Here is a 15954-nt window from a genome sequence, read left to right on the forward strand (position 1 = left end):
CGGCGCCGCCGTCGCGACGCACCGGCCGCCCCTCGGAGGGACGACGACGATGGACGTGCTCGTCACGGTCATGCTGGTGATCGTCGTGGCGCTCGTGTTCGACTTCACGAACGGGTTCCACGACACCGCGAACGCCATGGCGACCTCGGTCGCCACCGGGGCGCTGCGACCCAAGGTCGCGGTGCTCATCTCCGCCGTGCTCAACCTCGTCGGGGCGTTCCTCTCGACCGAGGTCGCGAGCACGGTCTCGAACGGGCTCATCCGCGAGGGCGAGGGCGGGGTGCAGGTCACGCCCGTCATGATCTTCGCCGGGCTGGTCGGCGCCGTGCTCTGGAACCTCGCCACCTGGTACCTCGGCCTGCCCTCGAGCTCGTCGCACGCGCTGTTCGGCGGCCTGATCGGCGCGGCGGTGATCGGTGCCGGCATCGGCTCGGTCGACTTCGCGGTCGTGCTGTCGAAGGTCGTGCTGCCCGCGATCATCTCGCCGGTCGTCGCGGGGGTGGTCGCGCTCGTCGCGACCTACGTCGCCTACCGCATCACCCGTCAGGCGACCCTCCGCGGGTCGACCGCCGCCTTCCGTCACGGCCAGACCGTGAGCGCCTCGCTGGTGTCGCTCGCGCACGGCACGAACGACGCCCAGAAGACGATGGGCGTGATCACGCTCACCCTCATCGCGGCGGGCTACCAGGGCGCGGGCACCGGCCCGCAGCTCTGGGTGATCGTCGCCTGCGGGCTCGCGATCGCGCTCGGCACCTACCTCGGCGGCTGGCGGATCATGCGGACGGTCGGCAAGCGCATCACCGACGTCAAGGCGCCGCAGGGCTTCGCCGCCGAGACCAGCTCGGCGGCCACCATCCTGATCTCGTCGCACCTCGGCTTCGCCCTGTCGACGACGCAGGTGACCTCGGGCTCGATCGTCGGGGCCGGCCTCGGCGCGAAGCTCGCGACCGTGCACTGGGGCGTCGTCGGCAAGATCGCCTCGGCGTGGGTCTTCACGCTGCCCGCCGCCGCGCTGGTCGGCGGGGTCTCCGCCTGGCTGGCCAGCACGAGCACGGCGGGCCTCGTCGTCGTCGCCCTGCTCGCCCTCGGCGGGGGCCTGGCCTTCGCCTTCCTCGCGCGGCGGCACCCCGTCACGCACGAGACCGTCAACGACGGCGACGAGGCTCCCGCGGCTGCCCAGCCGGCCGGCGCCTCCCGCCAGCAGGGAGAGTGACCGTGTTCCTCGGAGTGGACTGGGGCGCCTTCGTGGTCGTCTTCCTCGTCGCCCTCGCGGCGACGGCCGTGATCGTCACGTCGTTCGCGCTGGGCATCCGCGCGTTCGCGGCCGGGGCGGAGGAGCCGGCGGGTGCCGGTGCCGGTGCCGGTGCTGGTGCCGGTGCTGGTGCCGGCTCCGACGGGGCGACGGCGGCCGTGGCCGCGGGCCCGGGCCCGGTCAGCCGCCCGGCCGGGGCCACCGCCGCGGGGCTCGCCTGCTTCGCCGTGGGCGTGGCCGCGGTGCTCTACGGGCTGTGGATGATCGTGCCGCAGTTCCACTGACGACGTCGAGGCGCCCCGTCCTGGGTCCTGCCGCACGGTGGGGGCCCAGGGCGGGGCATCTCGGTGCCCGGGCGGCGCCGAGGAGTCGCGGGTCGGGTCGACGACGAGTCGTCACGTCGCGTTCACGCGCGCGTCGCATCGGCGGCGCACCATCGACGCATGATCGCCATGAGCGCCCTCGTCCGGCCCACCGCCGGCATCCGCCCCGTCCGCCAGCTCGAGCAGAGCCTGCGACGGGACTACGAGAGCGTCCCGGTCACGCCCCACCGCTTCCTGGTGCGGTTCGCGGACGGGCCCGTGCTGATCACCGACGAGCTCGGCTCGCTGCGCGTCGACGTGGTCGTCTCGGACGAGCGAGCGGCACGGCACTTCGAGGACTCCTTCCGCACCGAGATCGCGGTGCGGCTCGAGGAGGGCTCGCTCGACGTGAGCTGGTCGCGCCCCGCGACCGTGCCCCAGCCGCTCCGCTGACGGCCGCCGCCGCTGCGCGCGACGATGCGCTCGACCCGTGCGATGATCTGGGCGACATGACAGCGACAGGCACACCGGCACCGGCACCGGGATCGGCACCGGCGCACCGCGACTCGACGACCGACGCGGCTCCGCAGGAGGTGACCCGCGCCTCCCTGGTGGCCGTGTGGGCGGGGCGGGTGCTGGTGCCGCTCACGGCGGCTCTGGTGGTCGCCACCCGGCTGACCCGCCCGTGGTGGGAGCGACAGGGCCTGGACGAGACCGGGTACCCCGCGCACTGGCTGCCGAACGTCACGTTCGCCCTCCTCCTCGCGGTGGGGATCCTGGCCCCGTGGCTCTGCGGCCTGGTGGCGTCGCCCTGGGCTTCTCGGCGGGACGGAGCGGAGATGGTCGTCACGTCGGTGACGGGTCGCCGCCGCTTCAGCGTCGCGTCGTGCCGCGTCGTCGACTTCCGCATCCTCAGCACCCCGTCGACCTCGCACGGCGCCGTCGTCGTGGGGCCGCGCGGGGGGGTCGTCGTCCTGCTGGCCGGGCTCCCCCACGGAGGCAGGCGACGCATCACCGCACTGCTCGGCGATCAGCCGCGCGACGGCCTCGGCCGCGCCGTCCGCGAGCACCTGCTCGGCCTGGCCCTGCTCCTCCTCACCGTCGCGGTGGTGTTCGGGGTCCTCGGCCTCGGCTCCTGGGCCGCCGGCGGCGTCCTCTGAGGCGCGGTCACCGCCGCTGCCCCGCGACCGGCGTCGCGCTCTGCGAAGATCGCGTCATGGACCCCTCCGCGCCGGGCGCGCACGCCCGCGCGTCGAGCGGTCCGGGGCCCCTGCGGGAGCGCGTGCACCGCGACGCGAGCGACCTCGACGCCCGGGCGGAGCTGGCCGGCCTGCACAGGGCCGCCGGGCACGCCGACCAGGCGGGCCGGTGGGCGCTGCTCGTCCCGGGCATGACGACCGCAGCAGAGAAGCAGGCGTTCATCGACTGGATCGTGCGGAGCGGCGAGGCGGACCGCGACCGGCTGCTGCGGTTGCTCTTCGTCCCGAGGACGTTCTCGGCCGCCGAGGTCGACCCCGCGGGCGTGCTCCCCGGGTTCGTGGACCAGCTGCGCCGCGACGCGTCCACGTACGCCCGGGCGTCGTCGACGAGCATCCGGGGGTGGATCGCCGACACGGTCGTCGGCGTCGCGGCCGTCGTCGTGCTCGGGGCCGTCGTCGGAGGCGCCGCCTCGGCCACGCACGCCGTCGCGCTGGCCACGGGGTCGCCCGTGCTGGAGTGGGGCATCTGGCCCGACGGCTGGGCCGAGCTGTGGATCGCCACGGGCGTGCTCACCCTGGGCGTGGCGGCGATCGTCGCCCTGTGGTCCGCGGCGGCCCTGGCCGCCCGGCTGCCCGAGGTGATCGCGGACCGGCGCCGGCGAGCGCGCCGCTCGCCTCGCCGCGACGGCAGCCGCAGCGCCGGCGGCCGCGGCTAGGGTCGGCAGGGTGACCGAGCACACGCAGGACGGTGCGATCATCGTCCGCCTCTTCCCTGGCCACGCCGGCACCGTGATCTGGTCCGGCGGGCCCGTGCCGTACGACGAGGCTGGCCTGTCGCCGCTGCTGGAGGCCGACCTCCGAGCCTGGGAGGCGTTCCACCGCGCCCGGCTCGACCCTGACCTGGCCCCCCACGCCCCGGACGACGAGGACGAGTTCGCCACCACCGGCGCGGCCGTGGCCGCTCGACTGGCGGACGAGCTCGGGAGCCGGTTCGAGGTGCACCACATCCACCGCGGCCGCGAGGTGCTCAGGTCGACCGAGCCGCCGACGAACCCAGGCGCTGCGCGCGCACTGCGCACGCGCGCCCGACGCCAGGCGTCGGAGGCACGGGCGGTCGTCGAGGAGCTGGGCGGCGGCGCGTGGTTCGCGTACTCGCCGGCCTCGGGCAACCGCTTCTACCCCGGGCGCGGGGCGGTGGACGCGGCAGACGTCGGCCCTGACGACGTCGAGGTGCGCGACGCCGACCTGCGCGACCTCGACCGCGGCGGCCACGACGACGACGTCGCCGGCGGGTGACACCGTGACCCACCCCCGCTAGAGGAACCCACCCGCCCACTCCGTCTCGAGGTCCGGGTAGACGCGCAGCGCCGCGGCCGGCACGACCTCCCAGGTGCGACGGTCCTCCTCCGAGAACCGCATCTCGGCCATGGCGGGGTACTCGCCGGCCAGGCCTCGGGGCCACTGGTCGAACGGGTGGTCGTGGTCGCGCTGAGCCGTCCCCGACGCGCACAGGGCGTCGCGCTGCTCCGACGACAGGGGCCGGAGGACGCCCGCGCCCTCGAGCCACTCGACGACGAGCCCGAGGCTCTCCTCGGCCCGGGCCTGGTCGGCGCCCGTGACCGCCCGCCAGCGGAGCTCGGCCTGGAGGGCCGTCTCCGCCGCGCCCACCGACGCCAGCCACGGCATGGTGAGGGCCGGGGCGAACGGGTCCCGGCCGTTGACGGTCGCGGCCGTGAGCGGGGCGTCGGTGATCTCGACCAGCAGCCGGGCCTCGGCCGCCGAGAACCACTCGGCGACGTCGTCGGCGAGCGCCGGGTACGCGATGGTCGCCCTCCCCGCGGCCACGCTCGCCCGCTGCCGGGGGATCGTGCGGTCGCGGAGCGCGAGCGACGGCCGGTCGAGCCCCAGGTCGGCGGCGAGCTGCTCGACGCGCCCCTTCAGGTCGTCCCGGATCGTCAGGACGGCGAGCAGGTCGGCCCCGATCGGGTCGGGCACGTCCCAGTCGAGCACCGGGGTGCCGCGGGGCACGGGGAACGAGCCGGGGCAGCCGATCCGCACGACGAGGTCGGCCGCCCGCACCGGTGCCGCCATCACCTTCGCCGGCACCTGCTCCGTCTCGACGGGGGCCTTGTCCATCCCCATCACGACCACCACGTCCCCCTGCACGAGCGGGCTCACGCGCCCCTCCTGCGGCGAGACGCCCCGGGCCTCGACCAGGAACACCGCCCCGTCGAGCGCCCGCAGGTACGCGGCCGCCATGACGCTCCGCCCGATGCCCCGAGGGCTCACGACCATCACACGCGGGATGCGGTCGCCGTCGAGGAGGGCCGCGAAGGAGGCGCGTTGCGCGGCGCTGAGGCGAGGTCGCCCCGGTGCGGCGGCGCCCCGGGCCGCGGCGGCGGCGCGCCGACGGACGGCCCCGATGAAGCGGATCTCACGGGCGTACAGCACCCCGAACGCGACGGAGAACCCGAGGCACAGGAGGGCGCCGACGTACCCGAGGACGACGCGGAACCAGAGCGCCCCCGCGACCGGCCAGCCCGCCGCGAGCTGCGCCCGCTGCTCGACGTCGGGGAAGAGCCAGGCGTCGGTGCTGATCACGGCCACGACGACGGCCATGACGGGGAAGACGGGGAGGCACCACAGCATCGCGCGCTGCGCCTCGGTCACGACGGCTGCCCTGGTGACGTCACGACGACCTGCCCTCCCCCTGCGGCAGGACCCGCGCCTCCCCCCGGACGATCCTGGCGGAGGCGCCCGCCCCGGTCGATCCCGCGTCAGGGGGCCATCCACCGGCGCCACCGGGACGACGCGCTCCGACGAGACCACCGGAGCGGAGGGTCAGCCCCAGATGCGGTCGACGATCGCGCCGAGCAGGTCGTCCGTCGGGTAGTTCGACTGGCGCACCGTGACGACGACGCCGTCGCGCACGAGGACGGTCTCGGCGAAGTCCGTGTCGTACTGCTGGTCCTTCGTCGTGTACTGGCACACGGTGCCGCCGAGGCGCTCCGAGCAGTCGTAGACGACGTCCGCGCCCCGCCGTTCGGTGTCGACCGTGGGGTCGGCGAGCCAGTCCAGGTAGGAGGCGGCGGCCGCGTCGTCCACCGTGGCCACGTCGACGAACAGGCCGGTGACGTCCGCCCGCGGGTCGCGCCAGCCGCAGGTCAGCTGCGTGGCGGCCACGACCGTCTCGTAGGGGTCGGCGCCCGCGGGTGCCGGGCTCGGCTGGAGCTGACCCGTCGGGCCCGTGAAGAAGTCAGGGTCGTTGAGCGGCGTCTCGCCCATCGTCGCGGCGTAGGTGGCCGGGTCGACGATGTCGGTGCAGTCCGTCGGGATCGACGCGACGGCGGGCTCCGCGGGCGTGGCCGACGGCGTGGGGGCAGGGGTCGCCGAGGCCGTGCTCGCCACGTCGGTCGCGGTCGGCGTCTCGTCCGGCGAGCCGTCCGCCCCCGTGCCGCACCCGGTCAGGGCGAGCGTGAGCGCCACGAGGGCGCCCGTCGTCGTGGCGGTCCAGGTCGCGCGTGCGTGCCTCATGGTGTCCCCCTCCGGACCGACCGCGCCGGGCGTGCCCCGTCCGTGGTCGTGCGTCGACCTTACCGAGGCTCGGTCACCGCGTCCTCGTCGGCAGCGACGTCCACCTGCACGGCGAACTGCGTCCGGTGCAGCTCCTCGTAGCGGCCGGCGGCGGCCAGCAGCTCCTCGTGCGTGCCGCGCTCGACGATCGAGCCGTCCTCGACCACCAGGATGAGGTCGGCGCTGCGGATCGTGGAGAGGCGGTGGGCGATGACCATCGCCGTCCGCCCCTCGAGCGCCTCGCTGAGCGCGGCCTGCACCGCCGCCTCCGACGTGCTGTCCAGCGCCGCCGTCGCCTCGTCGAGGATGACGACCTGCGGCCGGGCGAGCAGCAGCCTCGCGATGGTCATGCGCTGGCGCTCGCCGCCGGAGAGCCGGTAACCCCGCTCCCCCACCATCGTGTCGAGCTGGTCGGGCAGCGAGCGGACGAGCGGCTCGAGCCGCGCCCGACGGACGGCGTCCCACACCTCGTCCTCGGTCGCCTCCGGCCTCGCGAGCCGCAGGTTCGACAGGATCGTCTCGTGGAACAGGTGGCCGTCCTGGGTCACCATCCCCAGGGTGTGCCTCAGGGAGGCGAAGGTCACGTCGCGGACGTCGGCCCCGGCCAGGCGCACGGCACCGCCGTCGACGTCGTAGAGGCGCGAGAGCAGCTGGGCGATCGTCGACTTGCCCGCCCCGGAGGTGCCGACGAGCGCGACGGTCTGGCCCGGCTCGATGCGGAACGACACCCCGTGCAGCACCTCGTCGCCGCCCCTCGTGTCGAGCGTGGAGACCTCCTCGAGGGAGGCGAGCGACACCTTGTCGGCGGACGGGTACGCGAAGCGGACGTCGTCGAACTCGACGCTCACCGGGCCCTCGGGCACGGTGGCGGCGTCGGCCTTCTCCCGGATGAGCGGTTCGAGGTCGAGCACCTCGAAGACGCGCTCGAAGCTGACCACCGCGCTCATGATCTCCACCCGCGCGTTCGCGAGGCCGGTCAGCGGCACGTAGAGGCGGGTGAGGAGCAGCGCCAGGGTGACGACCTCGCCGGTGTCGAGTTGGCCGGCGAGCGCGAGGGCGCCGCCGAGCCCGTACACGAGCGCGAGGGCCAGGGCGGAGACGAGCGTCAGGGCGGTGACGAAGACGAACTGCAGCAGCGCGGTCCGCACCCCGATGTCGCGGACGCGGGCGGCGCGGACACGGAACTCCGCCGACTCCTCGTCCGGGCGGCCGAACAGCTTGACGAGGGTGGCGCCGGGCGCGGAGAAGCGCTCGGTCATCTGCGTGCTCATCGCGGAGTTGTGGTCGGCGGCCTCGCGTCGGAGCGCGGCGAGGCGACTGCCCATGCGTCGCGCGGGGACCAGGAAGATCGGCAGCATGACCACCGCGAGGACGGTCACGAGCCACGACGTGCTCAGCATCACGATCAGGGTCAGGACGAGTGCCACGACGTTCGTGACGACGCCGGACAGCGTGCCGCTGAAGGCCTGCTGGGCGCCGATCACGTCGTTGTTGAGACGGCTGACGAGGGCGCCCGTCCGGGTGCGGGTGAAGAACGCGATCGGCATCTTCTGCACGTGGTCGAAGACGGCGGTGCGGAGGTCGAGGATCACGCCCTCCCCGATCCGGGCCGAGTACCACCGCGTGACGAGCGAGACGCCGGCGTCGGCGACCGCCACGACCCCGATGAGGACGGCGAGCCGCACGATCGTGGAGACGTCGCCCCGCGCGACGATGACGTCGACCACGCGGCCGGCCAGCACCGGCGTCGCGACCGCGAGGAAGGCCCCGACCACCGAGAGGCTGATGAAGAGCACCAGCTTCGACCGGTAGGGCACCGCGAACGTCATGATGCGCCGGACGGACGCCCGCGAGATGCCGTGCGCGCCGTCGCGAGCGGACGAGATCTTGTAGAGCGAGCTCCAGGCCGCGCCTTCCATGCTCATGGCTGTTCCTTCCGTCGGTACCAGGCTCAACCTAGACGTCGGGCGACGCTCGACTCGCAGCCGACCGAGCCAGGAGGAGTCGCGGCCTGACCGAGGCGGGGTTGCACCTGCCGCAGCGTCATGTGGTCTGCTCGGAGCACGTCCCGTCCCGCCCGCCCCGAGAGGTCCGCCGTGCACTCCCTCCCGACTCCGCCCCGTCAGGTCATGATCGGCGACGCCGCAGCGTTCGTCGGCACCACTCCCCGGGCCATCCGCCACTGGCACGAGGTCGGCCTCCTCCCGGAGCGCGAGCGGGGCAGCGACGGCCGACGCCGGTACGGCTACGCCGAGATCATCCGGCTGCTCTGGATCCGACGGATGGCCGACGCCGGGATCGCCCTCGACGACGTCCGCGACGCGTTCACCGACGCCGCACCGGGCGGGGTCGAGGGCGAGGTCGCGAGCGTCCTCGCCCGGCTGGAGGACAGCCTGGCGGCGCAGGAGGCCGAGCTGCGGCGGAAGCGGGCCGCGGTGCAGCGCATGCGCGCCCGCGGCGACCGCCTGGGGCTGCTCGACGACATCGTCTCCGACCGCCTCCAGGCCGCACCCGAGGGCTCGCTGCGCCAGGACGACCTCGACACGCTGCTCGTCACCGAGCGCATCTTCGGTCCGCTCGGAGCGGTCGCGCAGGCTGGCCGGTTCCTCACGCTGGCCCTCCACCCCGAGCTGCGCGCCGAGTCCGACCGCGTCGACGCCGCGGAGGAGTCCCTCGACGACACGGTCGCCGTCGACGACCCGCGGGTGGCCCGCGTGGCGGCCGAGCGGCACGCCTTCGAGACCACGCTCATGCGGGTCATCGAGGAGTCCGGTCAGCTGGAGGAGGACGACGCCATCTTCGACGCCTGGGAGGAACTGCACCCACAGGGGGACGCGGACGTGGCGCCCGACCGGGTCGGGAGCTCGCAGGGCAGGAGCGCGGCGGAGATAATCCGGAGCCTGCCCTCCGACTTCTCTCCGGCCCGCCTGCGCTGCAGCGAGCTGGCGGTGCAGCTGGGGGCGTCGGCGGCGGCCTCGGCGCCCTGAGCCAGGCATGCGTCGGGGTCTGCTGAGGCCAGACCGGCCGTGACGACCCGTCAGGGGGACCACGCCAGGGCCTCCCTCACACGGCGGGTCCGGTGTTCCGTGGACGACAGGACCCCGACGAGCGGCCCTCGCACGACACGACGGACAGGAGCACCACCATGGCCGACCAGCCGACGCAGATCGGGGGCGGGCGCCGCACGTTCGGGGACTTCGCCCCGAAGCTCGCCGCCCTCACCGACGACGTCCTCTTCGAGGACGTCTGGAACCGCCCCGAGCTCTCCGCCCGAGACCGGAGCCTCGTCACCGTCGCCGTCCTCGCCGCCGGCGGGCACACGGGGCAGCTCGACTTCCACCTGGGCCGCGCCGTCGAGAACGGCCTCACCCGGGAGGAGCTGATCGAGGCGATCACCCACGTGACCCTCTACGCCGGCTGGCCGAACGGCATGGCAGCGATGGGCGTCGCGAAGGAGCACTTCACCGACGAACAGGAGTCAGCATGAACATCGAACCCGCCGCCCCCACGACCAAGAACCCCCCCGAGCAGTTCGCCGGCGACGTCTGGCTCGACCCGATCGCGATGCCGCACGAGGACGGCCAGCACATGGTCGTCGCCACCGTGAGGTTCGCACCCGGCGCCCGCACCGCCTGGCACTCGCACGAGAAGGGCCAGTACCTCCGCGTCACCGCCGGCGTCGGCCGCTTCGGCACCCGCGACGGGCAGGTCGTCGACGTCCACCCCGGGCAGACGATCTACACCCCGCCCGGCCAGGAGCACTTCCACGCCGCCGCCCCCGGGGTGTTCATGGAGCACCTCGCGATGCTCGAGAACGGCGACGACCCCTCCGCCACCACCACGTGGCTCGAGCACGTCACCGACGCCCAGTTCACCGGTCAGCGCGGCGAGGGCGGCTCGAACTAGCCTCGCGGCCACGCGTCGGATCGCACCCCGGGGCGGTCGCGCAGGACCTCCCGGTCGTCGAGGAGCAGAGCGCGCCAGCTACGGTGGCGATCAGCACGAGAGGACGACCATGAGCTGGACCATCACGCGGACACGCTTCGACCACCCGGACGCCGACGGCCTCCGCCGAGCCCAGCGGGTCGAGCTCGACGCCCGCTACGGCAGCGACGACCACGAGCCCGGCACGCCGCCGTCGGCGACCGACGTCCCGGTGTTCCTCGTCGCGCGGGCGGACGACGGTCGACCGATCGCGTGCGGAGGGCTGCGGCCCTTGGCCGACACGGTGGTGGGACCGGCCACCGTCGAGGTGAAACGGATGTACGTCGTGCCCGACGCGCGGGGGTCGGGGGTGGCGTCCGGGCTCCTGAGGGCCCTCGAGGACGCCGCGCGCGAGCTGGGCACGCGACAGGTCGCCCTCGAGACGGGCACGCTCCAGCCGGACGCGATCCGCTTCTACGAGCGAGAGGGCTACACGCGCATCCCCCTGTTCGGCCCCTACGTCGGGTCACCCGAGTCCGTCTGCTTCGCGCGGGCCCTCTGAGCCTCCCCGCCGACCGACTCGCACCCAGGTCAGGCCGGGGTCGACCTCAGCAGTCGGGTCACCGCGATCATCGCTCCGCCCACCACGGCGGGGATGCCGCCGCCGGGGTGCACCGACGCGCCGACCCGCCACAGCCAGGGCCGCCACGGGTCGTTGTACGACGGGCGGTGGAACGGGCCGCTCAGCCACGGCGGACGCGCGGCTCCGTACAGGGCGCCGTGCGGCTCGCCGCCCGTGCCGTAGTACTGCGGATCGAGCACCAGCTGCTCGTCGAGGAGGTCGGTGAGGGGCCCGTCGAGCCCCATCGCCGCTGAGACCCGGTCGACCTCGCGTCGCACGAAGGGGTGCTCCGCGGTGTAGCGACCGCCGTCGGCGGGCGCGGTGAGCAGGATGCCGACGGTGCTGCGCTGGTTGGGGTAGACCTCACCGGCGCGGTACTGGTTGACGAACACCATGGTGTCGGCGGGCTCGTCGCCCGCTTCGAGGCTGCGGTGGAGCGCCGCGGGCTTCGTCGGCAGCACCACGCCGTGCGTCGGGAAGTCCGCCGGCAGCTCCTCCCGCAGCACGCCGTACACGGCGACGGCGGAGCAGGAGAGGGCACGGGGGCGCAGACGGGGCAGCGTCGGCAGGCGGGACGGGCCGGTCAGCGTCGCGAGCCGGTCGGCGTCCAGGGCACTGACGACGAGGTCGGCGGCGTGGTGCCCGAGCTCGGTGGTGACGGATCCGCGCTCGATGCGGGTGACGGCCTCGCCGGTGCGCACCTCGACCCCGGCCGCCTCCGCCAGCCGACCCAGCGCGAGCACGACCTCGTACACGCCGCCGCGCGGCACCCAGGCCCCGGTCTCGGCCATGATCGCCGGCATGCTGGCGTACAGGGCGGGGGTGCGCGAGGGCGAGACGCCCGCGTTGAGGGTGTGGATCGCGATGATCTCGCGCAGACCGTCCGGCAGCCACGGCAGGCCGTCGAGGTAGGCGCGGGTGGTGAGGCGCGAGCCGTAGACAGCCAGCAGCCGGCGCAGGGCCGGCAGGGCAGCGCGGTCGAGCGGGTCGGAGAGCAGCAGCTCGGTCACGTCGTCGGCGAGGGGCGCGTGCAGGTCGGAGAAGCGTCGCCAGGCGGGGTACCAGGGGTGCCCGGGCGCGACCGGCAGCGAGGTCTCCTCGCCGTCGTGGTAGTAGCGCCCCACCTCGGGCATGCGCACGAGGTCGAGGTGGCCGTCGTCACGGGCGCGGTCGGGAGCACGCCCGCCGTCGCCGAGCCGCCGCAGCAGCTCGTCCCACACGGCGGGGAAGGTCACCAGCGACGGACCGGTGTCGATGCGGTCCTCCCCCAGCTGGATGCGACGGCTCTTGCCGCCGAGCTCGGCCGAGGCCTCGAGCAGGGTGACGCGGTGCCCCGCGTGGGCGAGCAGCGCGGCGGCGGTGAGCCCGCCGATCCCGCCGCCGACGACGACCACGCGGCTCACGGCCGGCCCACCAGCACGATGGAGACCAGCAGCAGCACCCCGGCGAACGACCCCGCGATGTACGGGAACGCGACCGACAGTCGGTACAGGCGGTGGCCGGTCTCCGGCGACGGGTCGCGCAGCAGGCGCCCGACGAGGACGCCGGCGATCAGGAGGTTCAGGGCAGCCACCGGCACGCTCACCACGGCGAAGAGCGCCGTGGAGACGACCCACCAGGCCCCGCTCCACAGCGCCGTCCCGCGGGCGCCCAGCCGCACGGCGGTCGTGGTGATGCCGGCGTCGCGGTCCTCCACGATGTCCTGGACAGCGTCGAAGGCGTGCTTGGCCACGCTCCAGGCCATCAGGCCGAGGGCGGCGGGCCAGACCGGCGTCACCGAGAGGGCCGCGGGCACGATGACGAGCGGCAGCGCGTAGGCCGCGTTGCTCAGCGAGTCGACGAAGGGCCGCGCCTTGAAGCGCAGCGGCGGTGCGGAGTAGAAGACGAAGACGCCGACGTAGAGCAGGATCGCGGCGATCGCGAGCGGCGGCAACGTGACGGCGAACCAGACGAGGAAGGGCACGTTGGTGACCGCGACGGCCCAGGCGATGAGCCGGACCTCGGACTGCTCGATCCTCGCGCCCTCGATCGAGCCCTTGCGGGGGTTGGCCGCGTCGGTGTCCTGGTCGTAGATGTCGTTGACGCCGTAGATGAGCAGGTTGAACGGCAGGGTGAGCCACAGGATGACCGGCAGCGCCCGCAGGTCGAAGAGCGCACCGGTGAGCCACACGGCGACGAGACCCGACCCGATGGTGTTGATCCACAGCACCGAACGTGAGATCAGCACGAGGCGGCGCACGGTCGCAGCCCTCTCCGACGGCGCGACGCGCGACATCCGCTCAGCACCGTCAGTCACGAGACCGACCGTACGCCGCCCGCCGCGCCGCGGGCCCACGGCTCGCGGGCCCAGACTGGGCGGATGCGCATCATGCTGCTCACCGCCGGCACCCGGGGCGACGTCGAGCCCTTCGTCGCGCTGGCCCGACACGCCACGAGTCGCGGCCACGACGTCCGGCTGGCCCTGCCCGACGACGCGGGCGCGCCCGAGGGAGTGGGCACCGTGCCCCTCGGCCTGGACGCGCGGCGCGTGCTCTCCCCCGCCGGTCGTGCCCCGTGGGCCCTCGCGCGTCACGCCCTCGCCGAGGTGCGGCCCGCGATGCGGCGCATGCTCGCGGCCGCGGTGCGCGAGACGGTCGCGTTCGACCCCGACGTGGTGGTGCACCACCCGCTCGTCCTGACCGCGCCGATGGTGGCGGACGCGCTGGGCGTGCCGCGTGTGCTCGTGGAGTTCGCGCCGGTGGCCACCCCCAGCGCGCGTTTCCCCGCCGCCGGCGGACCCACCGCCACCCGCGACCTCGGCGCCCACAACCGGTCCACCTACGCCGTGCCGCGCGCCGCCGCCCGCCTCTTCGACGGCGACGTGGCGCGCGCCGCCGCCGAGCTGCCGGGCGGGCGGCGCCCGTCCTGGCGCTCCCCGTCGCGCGCGACGCTGATGGCCGTGAGCCCGGTGCTGCTCCCGCGGCCGGACGACTGGCCGGAGCAGGTGCACCAGACGGGGGCCTGGCACGAGGAGGCGCCGGCCGCGTCGTGCGGACCGGTCGTCACCGACTTCCTGGCCGCCGGGCCCGTCGTCGTCGCCTCGTTCGGCTCCATGGCGACGGGCGACGCCTCGGCCCGCGGCGCGGCGGTCGTCGCGGCCGCCCGTTCCCACGGCCTCCGGGTGCTGCTCGTCACCGGGTGGGGCGGGCTCGCGCTGCCGCCGGAGCACCGCGGCCCCGACGTGCTGGCGGTGCCGTCGGTGCCCTTCGACGCCGTGCTGCCGCACGCCGTGCTGGCAGTGCACCACGGCGGGGCCGGCACCTCCCACGCCGTCGCGCGGGCCGGCGTGCCCGCCGTGGTCGTGCCGGTCACGGCCGACCAGCCGTTCTGGGCAGCCCAGCTGCACCGACAGGGGGTGGCGGCCGCGGCCGTTCCGCTGCGCCGCCTGACGGCCGGTGCCCTCGCGCCCGCGATGAGCGACGCCCTGACCCGTCGCGGGCGGGCCGCCGAGGTGGGCCGCCTCATGCGTCGAGAGCACGGCGTGCAGCGGGCGCTCGACGTGCTCGAGTCCCTCTGACGCGAAGATCATCCGCCAGGAGGAATCGCCGTCCCCTCGTCGCTGGGAGAGTTCAGGCGGACTCCCGGGTCCGCTGCCGAGAGGAGGCGTCGTCGTGACGACACTGAGACGAACGCCGGCCCCACGGTCGTGGGCACTGACGCTCAGCGGGCTGAGCGTCTCCGGCCCGCTCGTGGTGGCCGCAGGCAACGCCCCGGCCTTGATCGGCGCACCGCTGCTGCCCTGGGTGAGCATCCTCCTGGATCTCTGGGCCGTCGCGTCGGTCGCTCTCGGCGTCGCCGCGATCGTCGTCGCGCGCGACGACCTGGCGTCGCCCCGCGACCTCCGGCCGCGCTCCGCCGCTGTCGGCCTCACGCTCGGCGTCCTCGGACTCGTGCTCAGCGGGTGCCTGTTCGTCCTCTGGCTGCTGACTCCCCTGCCCTTCTGACACAGCGCCTCCCTGGACAGCGTCGCGGGACGCTCTCGCTGCGACCTCTGCGACCATGACGGTGTGAAGACCGCTGCTCCGATGACCGTCCGCGTCGCGTCACTGTGGGTGGTGGTCGTCGGGCTGACGAGCCTCTCCGGGTGCTCGACGAGCGACACCGACACGCAGCGGACGACTCAGGGCATGGTGGCGACCGCGGAGGTGCTGGACCGCTTCGACGGCTACCTCAGCGTCGGGCTCAGGGTCGAGAACACGAGCGACGAGCCGCTGCTGTTCGAGGCAGATGACGACCTGGTCATCGGTGGTGCCGGCGGGCCGGACTGGTCGCTCCCCTTCGGCCCGCGTCCCGAGAACGGCATGGTGGACGGCTACGCGCTCGAGGCGGACTGGCCGTCGGAGCTCTCTCCTGGTGCTGTCGCGACGACAGCGTTCCTCATGGACGCGAACAGCGACGAGGCCGTCCTCACGGTCACCTCGATCAACGGCGGCTCGGTCACCTTCTCGACGAGGTGAGGCCCGTGGCGTCGATCAACGGATCCGCCGACGTGCGGTCATGCGCGGAGGCTCAGAGAACTCGCCCGCACTCGCTCGGCCGAGCACGGCTGGCCGTGACGGCGGGCCCCGCGGCGGCGATCGCTGCCACCATCGCGAGCAGACTCGTCAGGTACAGCGGGCGAGCCCACGGTGAGTGGTCGTAGCCGCTGATGCCGAAGCCGTCGGCGAGCTGCATGCCCGGCGCGAAGGAGACGAGAAGCAGCGACGGCGCTCCCCCGACCAGGACGAGCGCCTGTGCCAGGACGACCTGACCGAGGGTGAGGCGCGAGCGGCGGATCGTCGACACCGCCACGACGACCGCGGCGCCCACGCCGAGCACGGCCCAGGCGATCACCGGTGCGGGTGAGAACGACTGGCCCACGCGGTCGAGCTCGCTGTGGATCTCCGGCAGCGACAGGCGCGGGACCGCGGCCAGCGGGTTCCAGACGAGGACCTGGAGGGCACCCACCACGGCGTACGCCACGACGAGACCTGTTCCGACCGAGGCGGCGAGGGCAGGAGGATCCGGACGGCTCATGCCGTCACCGTAGGAGAGGCCCGCCCG

At 74.4% G+C, this 15954-nt stretch carries 19 protein-coding genes; 13 read left to right on the plus strand and 6 right to left on the minus strand.

The features are described 5' to 3' along the window. The first annotated feature begins 49 nt into the window (after positions 1-49). The 6 genes from FHR77_RS07860 (at position 50) to FHR77_RS07885 (ending at position 4049) form a co-directional block, all read left to right on the plus strand. Complete coding sequence (locus FHR77_RS07860) at positions 50-1213, plus strand: inorganic phosphate transporter (protein ID WP_056056346.1); 1164 nt, start codon at positions 50-52, stop codon at positions 1211-1213. Then, positions 1210-1536, plus strand: a complete 327-nt coding sequence (locus FHR77_RS07865) for a hypothetical protein (RefSeq protein WP_167259596.1) — start codon at positions 1210-1212, stop codon at positions 1534-1536. The genes FHR77_RS07860 and FHR77_RS07865 overlap by 4 nt, the downstream gene beginning before the upstream one ends. Positions 1537-1695: 159 nt before the next feature. Beyond that, the gene (locus FHR77_RS07870) at positions 1696-2007 is read left to right on the plus strand and encodes a hypothetical protein (protein WP_056056350.1); all 312 of its coding nucleotides are present in this window, start codon (positions 1696-1698) and stop codon (positions 2005-2007) included. Between the two features lie 56 nt (positions 2008-2063). Beyond that, the gene (locus tag FHR77_RS07875; protein WP_167259597.1) at positions 2064-2714 is read left to right on the plus strand and encodes a hypothetical protein; all 651 of its coding nucleotides are present in this window, start codon (positions 2064-2066) and stop codon (positions 2712-2714) included. Positions 2715-2770: 56 nt separating this feature from the next. Further along, entirely contained in the window at positions 2771-3469 is a 699-nt protein-coding gene (locus FHR77_RS07880; protein ID WP_167259598.1) for a hypothetical protein, read from the plus strand. A 10-nt stretch (positions 3470-3479) separates the two neighbouring features. Then, positions 3480-4049, plus strand: a complete 570-nt coding sequence (locus FHR77_RS07885; RefSeq protein WP_167259599.1) for a hypothetical protein — start codon at positions 3480-3482, stop codon at positions 4047-4049. Between the two features lie 18 nt (positions 4050-4067). On the opposite strand, the gene FHR77_RS07890 is transcribed toward FHR77_RS07885, so the two are convergent. The 3 genes from FHR77_RS07890 to FHR77_RS07900 all read right to left on the minus strand — a co-directional run bounded on the left by FHR77_RS07890 (position 4068) and on the right by FHR77_RS07900 (position 8251). Beyond that, the gene (locus FHR77_RS07890) at positions 4068-5423 is read right to left on the minus strand and encodes a hypothetical protein (protein WP_167259600.1); all 1356 of its coding nucleotides are present in this window, start codon (positions 5421-5423) and stop codon (positions 4068-4070) included. A gap of 171 nt (positions 5424-5594) precedes the next feature. Beyond that, positions 5595-6287 carry a hypothetical protein gene (locus FHR77_RS07895; protein ID WP_167259601.1) on the minus strand — a complete coding sequence of 231 codons (693 nt, stop codon included), beginning with the start codon at positions 6285-6287 and terminating at the stop codon, positions 5595-5597. Between the two features lie 59 nt (positions 6288-6346). Next, positions 6347-8251 (minus strand): ABC transporter ATP-binding protein, encoded by a 1905-nt coding sequence (locus FHR77_RS07900; RefSeq protein ID WP_167259602.1) that lies wholly within the window; start codon positions 8249-8251, stop codon positions 6347-6349. 171 nt (positions 8252-8422) lie between these two features. On the opposite strand from FHR77_RS07900, the gene FHR77_RS07905 reads away from it, so the two are divergent. The 4 genes from FHR77_RS07905 to FHR77_RS07920 all read left to right on the plus strand — a co-directional run bounded on the left by FHR77_RS07905 (position 8423) and on the right by FHR77_RS07920 (position 10812). Continuing rightward, positions 8423-9313, plus strand: a complete 891-nt coding sequence (locus FHR77_RS07905; RefSeq protein ID WP_167259603.1) for a MerR family transcriptional regulator — start codon at positions 8423-8425, stop codon at positions 9311-9313. A gap of 158 nt (positions 9314-9471) precedes the next feature. Beyond that, positions 9472-9813, plus strand: a complete 342-nt coding sequence (locus tag FHR77_RS07910) for a carboxymuconolactone decarboxylase family protein (RefSeq protein WP_167259604.1) — start codon at positions 9472-9474, stop codon at positions 9811-9813. Further along, positions 9810-10232 carry a (R)-mandelonitrile lyase gene (locus FHR77_RS07915; protein WP_167259605.1) on the plus strand — a complete coding sequence of 141 codons (423 nt, stop codon included), beginning with the start codon at positions 9810-9812 and terminating at the stop codon, positions 10230-10232. The genes FHR77_RS07910 and FHR77_RS07915 overlap by 4 nt, the downstream gene beginning before the upstream one ends. Before the next feature lie 109 nt (positions 10233-10341). Next, positions 10342-10812 carry a GNAT family N-acetyltransferase gene (locus FHR77_RS07920; protein WP_167259606.1) on the plus strand — a complete coding sequence of 157 codons (471 nt, stop codon included), beginning with the start codon at positions 10342-10344 and terminating at the stop codon, positions 10810-10812. A gap of 29 nt (positions 10813-10841) precedes the next feature. On the opposite strand, the gene FHR77_RS07925 is transcribed toward FHR77_RS07920, so the two are convergent. Further along, positions 10842-12275 carry an FAD-dependent oxidoreductase gene (locus tag FHR77_RS07925; RefSeq protein WP_167259607.1) on the minus strand — a complete coding sequence of 478 codons (1434 nt, stop codon included), beginning with the start codon at positions 12273-12275 and terminating at the stop codon, positions 10842-10844. Further along, positions 12272-13168, minus strand: a complete 897-nt coding sequence (locus tag FHR77_RS07930) for a UbiA family prenyltransferase (protein WP_341777281.1) — start codon at positions 13166-13168, stop codon at positions 12272-12274. The genes FHR77_RS07925 and FHR77_RS07930 overlap by 4 nt, the downstream gene beginning before the upstream one ends. 63 nt (positions 13169-13231) lie before the next feature. On the opposite strand from FHR77_RS07930, the gene FHR77_RS07935 reads away from it, so the two are divergent. The 3 genes from FHR77_RS07935 to FHR77_RS07945 all read left to right on the plus strand — a co-directional run bounded on the left by FHR77_RS07935 (position 13232) and on the right by FHR77_RS07945 (position 15368). Next, on the plus strand, positions 13232-14428 hold the full coding sequence (locus tag FHR77_RS07935) for a glycosyltransferase (protein ID WP_167259608.1): 1197 nt from the start codon (positions 13232-13234) through the stop codon (positions 14426-14428). Positions 14429-14522: 94 nt separating this feature from the next. Further along, entirely contained in the window at positions 14523-14855 is a 333-nt protein-coding gene (locus FHR77_RS07940; RefSeq protein ID WP_167259609.1) for a hypothetical protein, read from the plus strand. A 63-nt stretch (positions 14856-14918) separates the two neighbouring features. Continuing rightward, a complete protein-coding gene (locus tag FHR77_RS07945; protein ID WP_167259610.1) occupies positions 14919-15368 on the plus strand; it encodes a hypothetical protein in 450 nt (149 codons plus the stop codon). Between the two features lie 52 nt (positions 15369-15420). Here the strand turns inward: FHR77_RS07945 and FHR77_RS07950 are convergent, their stop codons facing one another. Next, a complete protein-coding gene (locus tag FHR77_RS07950) occupies positions 15421-15927 on the minus strand; it encodes a hypothetical protein (RefSeq protein WP_167259611.1) in 507 nt (168 codons plus the stop codon). Between the last annotated feature and the right edge of the window lie 27 nt (positions 15928-15954).

The organism is Frigoribacterium endophyticum, from assembly GCF_011759585.1.
GTDB lineage: Bacteria > Actinomycetota > Actinomycetes > Actinomycetales > Microbacteriaceae > Frigoribacterium > Frigoribacterium endophyticum.

What these genes read in the sequence shown, in the direction of transcription:
- FHR77_RS07860 (WP_056056346.1), top strand. Translation starts at nt 50, where the DNA reads ATGGACGTGCTCGTCACGGTCATGCTGGTGATCGTCGTGGCGCTCGTG.
- FHR77_RS07870 (WP_056056350.1), top strand. Translation starts at nt 1,696, where the DNA reads ATGATCGCCATGAGCGCCCTCGTCCGGCCCACCGCCGGCATCCGCCCC.
- FHR77_RS07875 (WP_167259597.1), top strand. Translation starts at nt 2,064, where the DNA reads ATGACAGCGACAGGCACACCGGCACCGGCACCGGGATCGGCACCGGCG.
- FHR77_RS07880 (WP_167259598.1), top strand. Translation starts at nt 2,771, where the DNA reads ATGGACCCCTCCGCGCCGGGCGCGCACGCCCGCGCGTCGAGCGGTCCG.
- FHR77_RS07895 (WP_167259601.1), bottom strand. Translation starts at nt 6,287, where the DNA reads ATGAGGCACGCACGCGCGACCTGGACCGCCACGACGACGGGCGCCCTC.
- FHR77_RS07900 (WP_167259602.1), bottom strand. Translation starts at nt 8,251, where the DNA reads ATGAGCATGGAAGGCGCGGCCTGGAGCTCGCTCTACAAGATCTCGTCC.
- FHR77_RS07910 (WP_167259604.1), top strand. Translation starts at nt 9,472, where the DNA reads ATGGCCGACCAGCCGACGCAGATCGGGGGCGGGCGCCGCACGTTCGGG.
- FHR77_RS07915 (WP_167259605.1), top strand. Translation starts at nt 9,810, where the DNA reads ATGAACATCGAACCCGCCGCCCCCACGACCAAGAACCCCCCCGAGCAG.
- FHR77_RS07920 (WP_167259606.1), top strand. Translation starts at nt 10,342, where the DNA reads ATGAGCTGGACCATCACGCGGACACGCTTCGACCACCCGGACGCCGAC.
- FHR77_RS07935 (WP_167259608.1), top strand. Translation starts at nt 13,232, where the DNA reads ATGCGCATCATGCTGCTCACCGCCGGCACCCGGGGCGACGTCGAGCCC.
- FHR77_RS07950 (WP_167259611.1), bottom strand. Translation starts at nt 15,927, where the DNA reads ATGAGCCGTCCGGATCCTCCTGCCCTCGCCGCCTCGGTCGGAACAGGT.